This window comes from Mesorhizobium sp. WSM4887, assembly GCF_029625865.1.
In the GTDB taxonomy this organism is placed as follows: domain Bacteria; phylum Pseudomonadota; class Alphaproteobacteria; order Rhizobiales; family Rhizobiaceae; genus Mesorhizobium.
Genome location: NZ_JARTVP010000006.1, coordinates 162,662 through 175,197 on the forward strand (window position 1 = coordinate 162,662; position 12,536 = coordinate 175,197).

Annotated in this window: 16 protein-coding genes; 10 read left to right on the plus strand and 6 right to left on the minus strand. The window is 62.9% G+C overall.

Going from position 1 to position 12,536, the window contains the following annotated elements:
• Positions 1–46 precede the first annotated feature (46 nt).
• Positions 47–433 (plus strand): hypothetical protein, encoded by a 387-nt coding sequence (locus tag P9230_RS22070; RefSeq protein ID WP_278055683.1) that lies wholly within the window; start codon positions 47–49, stop codon positions 431–433.
• Positions 434–541: 108 nt separating this feature from the next.
• Positions 542–1,141 (plus strand): DUF1419 domain-containing protein, encoded by a 600-nt coding sequence (locus P9230_RS22075; protein WP_278055684.1) that lies wholly within the window; start codon positions 542–544, stop codon positions 1,139–1,141.
• A 96-nt stretch (positions 1,142–1,237) separates the two neighbouring features.
• On the opposite strand, the gene P9230_RS22080 is transcribed toward P9230_RS22075, so the two are convergent.
• The gene (locus P9230_RS22080; RefSeq protein WP_278055850.1) at positions 1,238–1,633 is read right to left on the minus strand and encodes a hypothetical protein; all 396 of its coding nucleotides are present in this window, start codon (positions 1,631–1,633) and stop codon (positions 1,238–1,240) included.
• 263 nt (positions 1,634–1,896) lie between these two features.
• On the opposite strand from P9230_RS22080, the gene P9230_RS22085 reads away from it, so the two are divergent.
• The gene (locus P9230_RS22085) at positions 1,897–2,337 is read left to right on the plus strand and encodes a MucR family transcriptional regulator (protein ID WP_278055685.1); all 441 of its coding nucleotides are present in this window, start codon (positions 1,897–1,899) and stop codon (positions 2,335–2,337) included.
• Between the two features lie 188 nt (positions 2,338–2,525).
• Here the strand turns inward: P9230_RS22085 and P9230_RS22090 are convergent, their stop codons facing one another.
• Positions 2,526–2,843, minus strand: a complete 318-nt coding sequence (locus P9230_RS22090; protein WP_278055686.1) for a hypothetical protein — start codon at positions 2,841–2,843, stop codon at positions 2,526–2,528.
• A 79-nt stretch (positions 2,844–2,922) separates the two neighbouring features.
• Between P9230_RS22090 and P9230_RS22095 the strand changes: the two genes are divergently transcribed.
• The 3 genes from P9230_RS22095 to P9230_RS22105 are packed head-to-tail and all read left to right on the plus strand — an operon-like array spanning position 2,923 to position 3,648.
• Positions 2,923–3,099: a hypothetical protein gene (locus tag P9230_RS22095; RefSeq protein ID WP_278055687.1), complete on the plus strand. Its 177-nt coding sequence runs from the start codon at positions 2,923–2,925 to the stop codon at positions 3,097–3,099.
• Positions 3,100–3,112: 13 nt separating this feature from the next.
• The gene (locus P9230_RS22100; RefSeq protein ID WP_278055689.1) at positions 3,113–3,406 is read left to right on the plus strand and encodes a hypothetical protein; all 294 of its coding nucleotides are present in this window, start codon (positions 3,113–3,115) and stop codon (positions 3,404–3,406) included.
• Positions 3,403–3,648 (plus strand): hypothetical protein, encoded by a 246-nt coding sequence (locus tag P9230_RS22105; protein WP_278055691.1) that lies wholly within the window; start codon positions 3,403–3,405, stop codon positions 3,646–3,648. Before P9230_RS22100 ends, P9230_RS22105 begins: the two co-directional genes overlap by 4 nt.
• 215 nt (positions 3,649–3,863) lie before the next feature.
• On the opposite strand, the gene P9230_RS22110 is transcribed toward P9230_RS22105, so the two are convergent.
• The 3 genes from P9230_RS22110 to P9230_RS22120 form a co-directional block, all read right to left on the minus strand.
• The gene (locus tag P9230_RS22110) at positions 3,864–4,055 is read right to left on the minus strand and encodes a hypothetical protein (protein WP_278055693.1); all 192 of its coding nucleotides are present in this window, start codon (positions 4,053–4,055) and stop codon (positions 3,864–3,866) included.
• 115 nt (positions 4,056–4,170) lie between these two features.
• Positions 4,171–4,449, minus strand: a complete 279-nt coding sequence (locus tag P9230_RS22115; RefSeq protein WP_278055694.1) for a hypothetical protein — start codon at positions 4,447–4,449, stop codon at positions 4,171–4,173.
• 26 nt (positions 4,450–4,475) lie between these two features.
• Positions 4,476–5,315 carry an ATP-dependent DNA ligase gene (locus P9230_RS22120; protein WP_278055852.1) on the minus strand — a complete coding sequence of 280 codons (840 nt, stop codon included), beginning with the start codon at positions 5,313–5,315 and terminating at the stop codon, positions 4,476–4,478.
• Between the two features lie 94 nt (positions 5,316–5,409).
• Between P9230_RS22120 and P9230_RS22125 the strand changes: the two genes are divergently transcribed.
• From P9230_RS22125 to P9230_RS22135, 3 genes are all read left to right on the plus strand, one after another.
• Positions 5,410–5,595 carry a DUF3606 domain-containing protein gene (locus tag P9230_RS22125; RefSeq protein ID WP_278055696.1) on the plus strand — a complete coding sequence of 62 codons (186 nt, stop codon included), beginning with the start codon at positions 5,410–5,412 and terminating at the stop codon, positions 5,593–5,595.
• A complete protein-coding gene (locus P9230_RS22130) occupies positions 5,592–5,774 on the plus strand; it encodes a hypothetical protein (RefSeq protein WP_278055698.1) in 183 nt (60 codons plus the stop codon). Before P9230_RS22125 ends, P9230_RS22130 begins: the two co-directional genes overlap by 4 nt.
• 130 nt (positions 5,775–5,904) lie before the next feature.
• The gene (locus tag P9230_RS22135; protein ID WP_278055700.1) at positions 5,905–6,648 is read left to right on the plus strand and encodes an excalibur calcium-binding domain-containing protein; all 744 of its coding nucleotides are present in this window, start codon (positions 5,905–5,907) and stop codon (positions 6,646–6,648) included.
• Positions 6,649–6,667: 19 nt separating this feature from the next.
• On the opposite strand, the gene P9230_RS22140 is transcribed toward P9230_RS22135, so the two are convergent.
• The gene (locus tag P9230_RS22140; RefSeq protein WP_278055853.1) at positions 6,668–7,861 is read right to left on the minus strand and encodes a DUF1173 domain-containing protein; all 1,194 of its coding nucleotides are present in this window, start codon (positions 7,859–7,861) and stop codon (positions 6,668–6,670) included.
• Positions 7,862–8,039: 178 nt separating this feature from the next.
• Here P9230_RS22140 and P9230_RS22145 point away from each other — a divergent pair, with 178 nt between their 5' ends.
• Entirely contained in the window at positions 8,040–12,536 is a 4,497-nt protein-coding gene (locus P9230_RS22145) for a strawberry notch family protein (RefSeq protein WP_278055702.1), read from the plus strand.

Consider the following 12,536-nt stretch of genomic DNA (forward strand, 5'->3'; position numbering starts at 1 on the left):
GGATCGCCACAGCGATTCCGGGCGCTTTCCTTTCATGGAGGTCGATATGTTCCAGTGGGACAAGAGCTGCTCCTATGACGAGCAGCACAAAAGACGCTTTCACACGACGGCACGTTCAAGGCTGAGGAGGCTCGCCGCCGAACTTAACCTGCCGCCGGGCAGCTACGACCTGCGGTCCAATATGGCCGGGGTGGCTGTCTCGGGCGAGGTGACCTTGCATCACGCCCGCGTCTATATCCAGGCCAGCCAGTTCGGGCTTTCCTCTGGTCACGGCATTCTCATACGGACCTGCAAGGGCCGCAAGGACTACACCGGCGGCCCAAACCACTTCGTCGCGCTCGCCATGCTTGACGATGTTTCGGCCCTTGCCGCGGCCGTCCGCGCCATCACCGGCGTAGGTCATCATGATCCATCCCGGTCCCGCGCCGCCTGACCGGCCGCAACGCTCGTTGCAACCGCCAAAACGCCATCGTCAACAGCCTATCGGCCGTCGGGAGCGACCCCGCCGGAGCCGAAGGCTTGTGCCCAAAGGAAATCTGGCATGTCCGACCATCCCACCTTCCGAAAAGTCTTCGATGGGGCCGCGACCCGCGAAGAGATGTTTTCACTGTTCAACCGCCACCGCAACGATGTCGGCGTCGATGCTCTCTGCGGCGCCATCTACGCCGGGGAATGGTTCGAGATTCTTGAAAGCGAATATCGCTTCATGCTCGCGCTCCTGCCGCCGCTCTTCCAGCGCACAGGGATGTTCGGCCTGTCCGAATATAAGTCCGGATATGTGACCAGCGTCTTCTTCTCGATCCGCATCCGCGGCCGCGAACGCTGGTTCCACGGCTTCTGCGACCTCTCAAACAAAAACAGTCCGGACGTCATGCGGGCCGCCATCGCGGCCTACGAGACGGGTGCGGTCGACAGCATGACGCGCGAGGAGAAGCTCGAGGCAATCTGGAATGCTAACCCTGCCAACCTAAAGGGGGGCGCCGGCAATGCTCCTCCCGAAGCCGAGGCGGCCGATCGTCGCCATAAGCGCACCATTCTCGTGAACGCTAAGGGGGACGGCGCTGCCCTCAAGCTGCTCGACGATCTGTCGGATCGCGAGATCGATGAACTCCTGTCCGCAGCCCGATTGCGTCGGAATTGAGCGAGCCACGCATCAAGGGCAGACCGGATACGGACTATTCCCGTGTCCTGTTGTTGGCAGCCGGCGATGGAGACCAGTCGCTGAACACACTTCCCATCAGGAACTGCAGCGCGGGATGTATCCGGCGTCGCGTAACGCGCCGATGAAGAGGCCAGTCTGGCCGGCGATACTCGTCCTGGCCTGCTTCGCCAGAGGCAGGGTGTTCCAGTCCTTCAGAGGAGCGATAAAGCTGGAGAACGTGCCATTGACCAAGCAATGGTTGGTCACCGCGCCCCGCTTGTCGAGCGTCAGAACGCCCGTCTGGTTGCTTGGATACCGGATGGCGGCGATCCGCTGCAGTTCCATGTCGCCATCGATCCGCAAATCGAAAAGCAGCACGCCGTGGCTCCTGGTGGCGATTTCCGCGACTTTTTCCGTGAAGCCAAGAGGAAGCGCCAGGACGCTTTCGACCGCCATCCGGAAAACAAACGCGTCCAGCTCATCCGCCGCCATCGGCAAGATTTGCCCCCAAGAAGCCCGAGATTGCAATTGACGCAGTCGGTTTGTGCACAGTCATCGGAAGCCGCCGGCTGTTAGTGACTGGTGCATTTGTCTGGCGGCGAATGACGGCGCTCGATGCAGGATATGTCCTTTGTCGAACATGGAGGGTGCCGACACTCATCAGACATGTCGGGTTTTATCTCAGCAACCAGTGTAGTTGATTAGTTCGTCACCAAAAGCTACTACGGCGAGGAATTGCGACAAGGAGATTCATCTTGGCCGACGAGACGACCAACCTGATAGAGTTAACTGCTGATATCGTTTCTGCCTACGTCGGCAACAACCCCGTACCTGTCGCATCTCTCCCGGATCTCATCGAAAGCGTGAATTCGTCGCTCGCGAAAATCGGGCAGGCCGCCGAACCCGAGAAGCCGGCCCAGGCTCCCGCGGTGAACCCGAAGCGGTCGGTGTTCCCGGATTACATCGTCTGTCTTGAGGACGGGAAGAAGTTCAAGTCGCTGAAGCGCCATCTCAACGTGCACTACGGGCTGACGCCCGACGAGTACCGGGCGAAGTGGGGATTGAAGGCCGACTACCCGATGGTGGCGCCGAACTACGCGGCGCAGCGGTCGTCGCTGGCGAAGGCGAGCGGGCTTGGCCGGAAGGCTTCGGCGAAATCGTCCAAGAGCACGGGCAAAAAGCGTCCGACGCGATGACCACGGAGCCTTGCCCGTTTTGCACGGGCTCGGAGGTAAGGCCGTATGTGACGGCTGGGCCGCGTTGCGATCAGATGCGAAAACTGCGGCGCATCGGATCCGGTCTGCATCGACGAATTAAGCGCCGTTAGAAACTGGAATCGTCGACCCGCCCCACCTGACCAGGATTGGGACTAAGGATCCCGCCATCACTCATCGCGCCAAATCACGCGCTTCTCCCAGCGAATTTGCACTAAGCGGCGATAGCGGATCGTGTGGGCTTGCTCGCCGCTTGGGTGGAATAGCTGTGCGCTCATCCACTCCCGGCTCTTGCACTGTTGGCAGCGCACCTTGTCCCTCACCTCGTCGATCGTGACGTTGCCGATCACTTCCCGCAGCTCGGCCGGCTTATAATAGCGCGTGACGTTGCAGTGGGCGCAGCGGATGCCCGCCACCTGCCCAGCGTCATGGGCATGCGTCAGGGTCCAGGCGGCGCCTCGCGGCCACTTTTCCGGTTGCTCGGGCATGCATTCGAATTGAGAACATATTCCCATACGGTCAAGGGGTCTCTTGACTCTTTTGTTCCCATTTTGTTCACTATTGCTCATGAGCGACGAAATCAGACTGCCCAAGCCCGATTACGCCACGTCGGTCGGCGTGCAGCATCACGTTTGCGAGCACGACGGCTGCAGCAAGGATGCAGGTTGGGGTTTCGCCAAGCCGAAGCAGGCGTCGCACTGGTTCTGTTTCGAGCATCGCGGCGAAGGTGAGAAATTCCTCTAGGGGAGCATGGCCGATGTCCCGCCATCAATTCGTGCAGGAACTGGAAAGCACCGCAGACCATATTGCAGACACGTCGCGGCCCGATTTGCAGGTACTGCTGCGAAGGGCTGCGCTGCTGCTCAGGAACGTGGGCGGGCTCAGTCTTGACCCGAGAACAGACGACGCGCTGACCAGCCTCGCCGCTGAGATGGGAGTGGCGAAACCGGACCTGGTGGAGATGATCGTCGGCGAGTGGCTCGTTGCGAATGCTTATCTGCCCGTGCCGCATGTGCTGGACGATGAGAGCAGTGTGGGAGGCAACGCATGATCAGCGCGCCAAGGCATGAGGGCGAGTACGCCGATCGCGAGGTCGATTGTCAGGAAGCAATGGAGCCGGGTTTCCAGGTGATCGTCGACTGCATGTTAGCGGCCGGCTGGGCACGCGGCGAGATAATGCGCTCTGTGCGGCGGCTGATCGCGGCCGACAACATGACTCAGAAGGAAAACGCCAGGGTCGAGACTGAGCTTGCGCTTGCAAGGGCGATGATCCGGGCAGGCAAGGCGCTCTAGCCCTTACGCGATCACACCATGTCCTTTCGAGGTAGATTAGCCGATCTGCATATATGGCGGACCACGGTTCGCCAGGCCGGCGTCTATTCAGGCAATTCTCCCCAACGAGAGGGCGCCGGCCACTTGGGAACAACAGGCTGAGCAGCCCGGCAAGCTATGGAGGTGACACAGGATTTGCCGGTCGGGCAGCCCAGTATGGCTAGCGTTGCCTGGTGCTAGCCTACCCTTTCCAGTTCTGCCGATAGCTGGTCAGGGTCGATCAAGCCGCGCCTGAAAAGGCACATGATCTTGAGCGCAATGGCTTCGCGGTCCTGCTCGTTGACCACCCGATACTTTGCGCAGTAGTCGTTGAATACCTTCGCCAAGACAGCCAGATCGTCGGAATCCGCCACGCCGTATGGCAACATGGCCGCCGGCTGTTCCGGAACCGAAGTGTAATCGTCGCTCCCTAGCATCCGCGTGCCTCTACTCGTTAGGACGACGAGCGGAAAATACACCCAAAAAAAGTCAGCTTCGAGTCAATTAGCTCGGACTGAGGTCTGACTCAGATCGTTGTAGGAGAGCCTCCCCATATTTCTTCCACAGCTGCTCGCAATCTCTGGCCCTGAGGCTCGGCGTTCCTCGTTCGCCGTAGATAACCATCGCGGCTCGGACGTCGTAGCCCAAGATCGAAGCATTGGCGACAAACCGAATGGCTTCGCCCAAAGAGCAGCAGTCGATCGCAGCATCGGCTTTGGTGGTGGTGTCCAGCACACCGATGATCTGGGCGTCCCTATTCCTGGCGGCCAACGCGGCAGCCATAGCCTCTTCAGTCACATCTCTGCCCTCTACTGGCTCTCCTCCTCCCGAAAATCCTGCAGCGAAGCATGCCGGAGGTCTTCCTCGCCACGCAGGTGCTTCACACGTCCGATCAGCCCCGGCTTGACCCATTGTGTCGCCGGACGCTTCATACCTTTCGGCGCCGACCCGGCGTGCTCCTGCACACGCTGCCAAAGCCGTTCTCGCATCTCGCGATTTAGGGTGATGAAAGCCGATCCGACATACCGGCCTGTGTCGCGTTCGGCCATCAAAGCAAATGCCGGCTTGCCCGGTTCCCGCTCGACGCCAAGCAGTTCGTATTCGTCAATACTGTATGCCTTGGCCTTCAGCCAAGCGGTCGAGTTGCCACTGCGATAGACGCTGTTTTTACGCTTCGAAACGACGCCTTCTAGCCCGGCCTGCTCGACAAGGTGAAAGACGGCCGCGCCAGTGCCTGGCAGCGCCTCGCTGAACTGGATGCGACCGCCCATTGGGATCATCGCCTGCAGGACCTCGCGCCGATCGATCACCGGCATGTCGCGGAGATCGTGGCCATTCAAATGCAGGAGATCGAAGGCGACGAAATAGAGATCGTGTTGGCGCCGGGTGATGGCCTTGCGCAACTCGCCGAAGTCGGACAGGCCCTTGTCGTTGAGCACGATGATTTCGCCATCGATGATGGCGTTGTCGACGCCGAGCTCGCCGGCCGCTTTTACCAGGTCCCGGTACTTCGCCGTCCAGTCCAGCCCGCGGCGGGTGAAAATGCGTACGCCCTGACTGTCGATGACGATTTGGGATCGATAGCCGTCGAATTTGACTTCGTGAATCCACCCTTCACCCTCGGGCGGCTTCTCCACCAGGGTCGGCATCAATGGAGGAATGAACGACAGCCGGCTCCCGCCGGCAGGCTCCGGAACATTCCCGCCCCGTCGCTGTTCTCCCTCACCACCGGGAGGAACAGCTATGACAGACGACAAGACCAAGCGCGATTTTCGGGACCGCGACCGCGTGTCCGCCGACGAGGACTATGAGGTGCGCTACTTCGCCAAGCAGCACCGCATCACGCCCGATCAGGTTCGGGAACTGATTGGCGAGCACGGCAGCGACCGCAAGACTTTGGAGCGCGAGGCCAGGAAACTCCGGGGGTGACCAAGCTTTCCGATTTGGGGCCGCCGATCATCGGCCGCCGGCATGGGAAAGAGCATACCGACGAGCGCGACCATTTCCATAAATGCCCTGTGTGTGGCCAGGCAGTCGACTGGCGCGACCTTCGACAAGTCATTTGGCACGAGCAGTCAGGACACAAGCCCTTGGAAACGGATGCCTGACCTCCGGCACATTTGGGAGCATTCTCCCGCCGGGGAGATGGGGGTGGACAGGTCTCGGCACAATAATCGGGCTGACCAGTGGCGCAATCGCACCGGCGCCAGACGTTCGCGCGCTCTGCGGTGGGCGAGCGTGCCACGACGGCTGATCTTCGTGACGGTCGCCGCGGCCGGAACCTTGGTCGCGCAGACAGCCATGCAGCACAGCGACGGTCTACCCGAGCTCAACCTTTCGAACTGGATCGGACCGAAGCCGCAGCCGATCACCGGCGTCGCCTCCGTCATCGATGGTGACACGATCGAGATCCACGGCCAACGCATCCGCTTCAACGGCATCGACGCGCCGGAGAGCAAGCAGTATTGCGACGACGCCAAGGGCTTTGAATATCCGTGCGGCCGCCGATCGGCCGAAGCGCTGGACGGCTTCATGGCCGCCTCGAGGCCGGTGCAGTGCACGTTCGTGACCTGGGATCGCTATCACCGCTTCGTCGGCGACTGCCGGCGCGCCGACGGCGCCAGCGTTGCGGCGTGGATGGTCGAGCACGGTCAGGCGCTGGACTGGCCCCGTTACAGCCACGGGGTTTATGCGGTGCAGCAGACCAGGGCGCAAGCGGCTAAGGTCGGATTATGGGTCGGCAGTTTTCAAGCGCCGTGGGACTGGCGTGCATCGCACGGCGATGGCACTGCGCCGTCGAGCCAGCCGCTCGGCATCTTCAGCCGTAAGCTGGTAGCCCAGAGCGGCTATTCGTGCGAGCCGCGGCGGTATTGCTCACAGATCGGCTCGTGCGACGAGGCCCAATGGTATCTGCACAACTGCCCGTGGGGCCGGAAACTGGATCGGGACGGTGATGGCGTGGCATGCGAAACACTTTGCTGAGGAGCGCCAGCAACGACGCTCAAAGCGGTAGCGGGGGCATATCACCCTCGCCGACTCGCCACACCCAGGCGCCGATCTCAGGTCGCGCGGCGATCATTTCGTCGAGCGAGGCTGCGAAGCTCTCGTCCGCTCCGGCCGGGACGACAAACAGCGCGACCGGCTCGTTCCTGTTCTGGAGCAATGCGTTAGCGATCGGCTGGTCGGGTTGCAGGTCGTAGCGCAATCCCTTCACGCTCTTCTCGCGAAGACGGGCCAGCCCATCGACGAGCCTCTTCTCAGGGACCGTCTCATAAGGAATCCAGTTCTCGGACACCACCATCAACGCGATCTCCTCGACAATGGCGAGGCCGGCCCGGTTCAGTCCAAAAGTCGCGATCACTATCAGATGTGACGTCGAATCCGCCTCCCACAGTGACAGCTCCTTCTCGAAGCGTGCCTGCAAACGCCGATGCAACGCATCGTCGATGATGAAGGGAAAACCGGGTAAATGCCTGACGACAAGTTTTTGACCCGATCTTGCGGGCACGATCTCCTTGACCTCGCCGACCAGCACCAGCAACTTCCGTGGACCGGACTTCGGCGGTAGCCCCGCAGCGAGAACCGCGTTGCGGCGTTGCTCGATCGCTTCTTTGTTCTCGGCGCGAAATGGCTCGGGCACGAACAGGATGTCCGCCAGCGATCCGCCGCGCACCGTCATTTGACCGGCTGCCTCGACCAGATGCCAACGGACATTCCACCAATGGCGCTTGCCGGCCCATCGCGATGTCCAGATTGTCAGTTCGGCCTCGTGCCAGAGGTAGTGAAGGAGGCCACGCAGCGACATCCTCCTGGGATCTGCGGTTACGCCGGCGGAGTTTTCGCCAGCAGGTACGGAAGCTGCCCGGCTCCCCGTCTTCGACAGGCTGAAGTCCAGCTTCAGCGTCGCCATCCCGCTTTGCGGATCGAGCTGGATCGCGCTGCCCATCAAGGCGCCTAGCCCGGACAGATCATAAGGCTGTTCATGTGACTCGCAGGACGGATCGTGCTCGCTGCCGCTGAGCGGCATGCGCTTGATCAGATGCAGGGCACCGATCCGGGCGACATACATCGGACAGCCCGGTTCGCGGCACAAGCATAGCGGACGCTCCCTGCGGGCATAGGCGTTCGCCAGTGCGGCCTGCAGATCAGGCGCTCCCTCCTCGTAGACCGCACTTCCAATACGAAACCGTCGCATCACCTCCGCTAGCTCCAGGTCGCCGCCGCATCCCTGTGCGCGCATACAAGCCATGGCTTTGCGCCGAGCGCAACCCGGATCGGCGCCAGAGGGAGAGGGGAGCGGGAGGAGTGCGGCCCAGCCGGCGCGGAGAGAGTGTCGGCGCGGGGCGTGCTCACCTTTCGCGAAGGACATCTCCATGAACATCGTTTCGACCACATCGGCCGCCGCCCGGACGGCCGCTCCACTCGCCACGCCCGCACCGGCCGCCATCGACAACGGACAGGCGATCTACCAGGCGGCAATGCAGCTTCTGCCATTCCTCGAGCAAGGCAACGCGATCACTACCAGCGCGCTCCGCGTTGCCATGACGGGCAGCTTCGGCGGCAGCGATGCGGAAGGGTTCTGGGTCTGGAAGGACGCCTATGAAGCGCTTGAAGCTGCGCAGGTGCTGTTCCTGCGCAGCTTCGGACCGGCGATCCTGTCGCGATCAGCATCGCCGCGGGCGGCCCTGGCAATGATGAAGCGGATCGCCGAACTTCTTCCCACCCACACGCGACGGTCTGACGAGAGCCAGGCCATGCAGCAGTTGTCGACGCCGCTGCCGCTCGCCTTCGTCACGGCTCACGCCGCAGGGCTCACCTTTTCAGACCACGTACTCGAACCCTCGGCCGGCACCGGCCTGCTCGCCGTCCATGCCGAGGTCGCCCGGGCCTCGCTCGCCCTCAACGAGCTTGCCGCGACACGGGCCGGTCTGCTCGGTCTGCTGTTTCCGCGCGTGGCGGTCTCGCGGCATGACGCCGCCCATATCCACGATCATCTCGATGCGGCTATAGAGCCGTCAGTCGTGCTGATGAATCCACCCTTGAGCGTCGGCGCCTATGTCGAGGGCCATGTCGCCGATGCGGCATGGCGACACTTGTCTTCGGCCTTCGCGCGGATGCGCGCCGGCGGCCGTCTCGTCGCCATCACCGGGACCGGGCTCTCTCCGGAAAACCCCAAGTGGCGGCCGGCTTTCGAACGGCTGCAGCAGCAGGGCACAGTCGTCTTCACCGCGGCGATCGACGGCCGTGTCTACGCCCGCCATGGCACCACCGCCGAAACCCGACTGACGATCATCGACAAGGTGCCGGCCGCCGACCCGAGCGGCTTCGTCCGATCGCCGGGCAAGGCGGCTGACGTCGAAACGCTGCTCTCCTGGATCACCGATCTTCAGCCCCGTACACCGGGCGGCTTCCTGGACTCGATCGGCGCCCTGTCCAACGGCATCCTGCGCAATGCCGCCATGCGCATTGGCGCGCAAACCGCGGCAAGAGCCGCACCGATCGCCGCGGTCGGGACAGCCGCGCGGGTCATTCGACCAGCAGCCCGTCAGGTCGCCCGGGAAAAGCCCACCCGGCCCGGCCTAGCAAGCACGCCTGCCGCTCCGCTTGCCTATGAGCTGCGCGATTGGATGCCGGAGGAGGGCGGCCGGCTCACCGACGCGATCTACGAACCCTATGCGCTCCAGTCGATCGAGATTCCCCGCGCCAAGCCGCATCCGACACCGCTGGTCCAGTCGGCCGCCATGGCCGCGGTCGCGCCGCCGAAGCCGTCTTACCGGCCGCTTCTCCCTGACGCGACGATCGACGATGGCCTGCTGTCGGACGCCCAGCTCGAAAGCGTGATCTATGCCGGCGAGGCGCATAGCGGCCATCTCGCCGGCGCCTGGACGGTCGATGAGACCTTTGACGTCGTCTCAGCCGCGCCCGAAGGTGCAGAGGCCGCGGTCCGCTTCCGGCGTGGATGGTTTTTGGGCGACGGAACCGGTTGCGGCAAGGGGCGCCAGGTCGCCGGCATCATCCTCGACAACTGGCTGCAGGGCCGTCGCCGCGCGATCTGGATTTCCAAGTCGGACAAGCTGCTCGAAGATGCTCAGCGCGACTGGGCAGCGCTTGGCCAGGAAAAACTCCTCGTCCAGCCGCTCTCGCGCTATCGGCAGGGGACGTCAATTCGTCTTGCCGAAGGCATCCTGTTCACGACCTACGCGACCCTGCGCTCCCAGGAACGCGAGGGCAAGAAATCCCGCATCGCCCAGATCCTCGACTGGGTCGGCCAAGAGGCGGGGAGCGCCGAAGGCGCGACGGGGACCAGGAAAGCTTTCGATGGCGTCATCGTTTTTGACGAGGCCCACGCCATGGCCAATGCCGCCGGCGGCAAAAGCGAACGCGGCGACGTCTCACCCTCGCAGCAGGGCAAAGCAGGCCTGCGCCTGCAGCATGCGCTGCCCGACGCTCGCGTCGTCTATGTCTCGGCCACCGGTGCGACGGCCGTCGAGAATCTTGCCTATGCGCAACGGCTCGGCATTTGGGGCAGCGATGATTTTCCGTTCGCCAACCGCGCTGAGTTCGTCGCGGCGATCGAGGACGGCGGCGTCGCGGCCATGGAGGTGCTGGCACGCGATCTCAAATCCCTCGGCCTCTATACGGCGCGCTCGCTCTCCTATGACGGTGTCGAATACAATCTACTCGAGCACGCGCTGACCGAGGAACAGATCCGCATCTACAACGCCTATGCAGATGCGTTCCAGGTGATCCACAACAACCTGACCGCCGCGCTCGAGGCGGCCAACATCACCAGCGATTCCGGTACGCTGAACCGCAACGCCAAGGCCGCGGCGCGCTCGGCCTTCGAGAGCACCAAGCAGCGCTTCTTCAGCCACCTCATCACCTCGATGATGACGCCGACGCTGATCGGTGCGATCGGACAGGACCTTGCCGGTGGCCACTCGGCCGTGGTGCAGATCGTATCGACCGGCGAGGCGCTGATGGAGCGCCGGCTTGCAGAAATCCCAACCGAGGAATGGTCGGACCTCCACGTCGACGTCACGCCACGCGAATATGTCGGCGGGTATTTGATGCACTCTTTCCCGACCCAGTTGTTTGAGGAATATTCGGACGCCGAAGGGAATGTTTATTCGCGGCCGGTGCATGACGCGGACGGCAATCCCGTCCAATGCCGCGAAGCGGTTCGCCGACGCGACGACATGATCGAGAGGGTCGCGTTGTTGCCGCCGGTCGGCAGTGCGCTCGACCAGATCATCCACCATTTCGGCACCGAGGCCGTCGCCGAGGTGACCGGCCGCTCGCGGCGCATCGTCAAAAAGACCGGCGGCGATGGCATGGACCGGCTCGCCGTTGAGAACCGTCCGGGCTCGGCCAACCTCGCCGAGACCCAGAGTTTTATGGACGACGACAAGCGCGTGCTGATCTTTTCGGATGCCGGCGGCACCGGCCGTTCTTACCATGCCGATCTCGGCGCGAAGAACCAGAGGCTGCGCAAGCATTATTTGCTCGAGGCCGGCTGGCGCGCCGACAATGCCATCCAGGGGCTCGGCCGGACGCATCGCACAAATCAGAAGCAACCGCCGCTGTTCCGGCCGATGGCCGCTAATGTGAAGGCGGGAAAACGCTTTCTGTCGACCATCGCGCGACGGCTCGACACGCTCGGCGCGATCACACGCGGCCAGCGCCAGACCGGCGGGGCAGGGCTCTTCCGTGCAGAAGACAATCTCGAAAGCCCCTACGCGCGGGCCGCACTTCGCCAATTCTATATGCTGCTCCACCAGGGCAGGATCGAAGGTTGTTCTCTTTCTACATTCGAGACCGTCACCGGCCTTTCGCTGACCACCGACGAAGGCGGCCTGCGTGACGAGCTGCCGCCGATCACGACCTGGCTCAACCGGCTGCTGGCACTGCGCATCGAGACCCAGAATTTCTTGTTCGAAGTGTTCGAGCAGCTGATGGCGGGAAAAATAGAAGGCGCGATCGCCGCCGGCAATTACGACAAGGGGCTGGAGACGATCACGGCGGAGAGCATCATCGTCACCGACAGGCGCACAGTCTACACGCATCCGGTCTCGGGCGCGCAGTCGCATGTGCTGACCGTTGCTCGTAAGGACCGTGTCAGGCCGCTCGGGCTTATCGATGCGCTGGCCATTGCCCGGGCGGAGCCGCAAGGGGTCCTGCTCGTCAACACGCGGTCGAACCGCGCCGCAATCCAGCTTCCGACGGCGAGCCTTATGCTCGACGACGGCACCGTCGAGCATCGGATGCGTCTGCTTCGTCCGACCGACGAGCTGCGCTTCGGCCTGAACGCCCTTGCCGAAACCCATTGGCAGCCCACCGACCGAAAGCTGTTTTGCGAGTTCTGGCAGGCCGAAGTCGCCGCCGTCTCGGAGTTCACTACCAGCACCTTTCACATCGTGACGGGTCTGCTGTTGCCGATCTGGCGGCGCCTGCCGGACCATGATTGCCAGGTCTACCGCATCCAGACCGATGCCGGCGAGCGCATCATCGGCCGTCACATAGCGCCGACGCTGGTCGCGACCATGTTCCGAAATCTGGGCCTCGACGACGTGCCGAGGCTCGCGCCGGAAGATGCCTGGACCGGGCTTGTTGAAGGCCGAGTCGGACTGCAACTTGCCGACGGCCTGATCCTGCGCCGCAGCCGGGTCATGAACGACTACCGTGTCGAGTTGGTCGGCTTCAACGAAGCCATCGTCCCCCGGCTGAAGACGCTGGGGCTGATCTCCGAAATCATCTCCTGGAAGCTGAGGCTGTTCATTCCGACAGCCGCGCAAGGCTCGGTCATCCTCGCCTCGCTGCTCGACCGCCATGCGATCGTAGGGGTCACCGCTCGTACCGCAGCGGCTTGA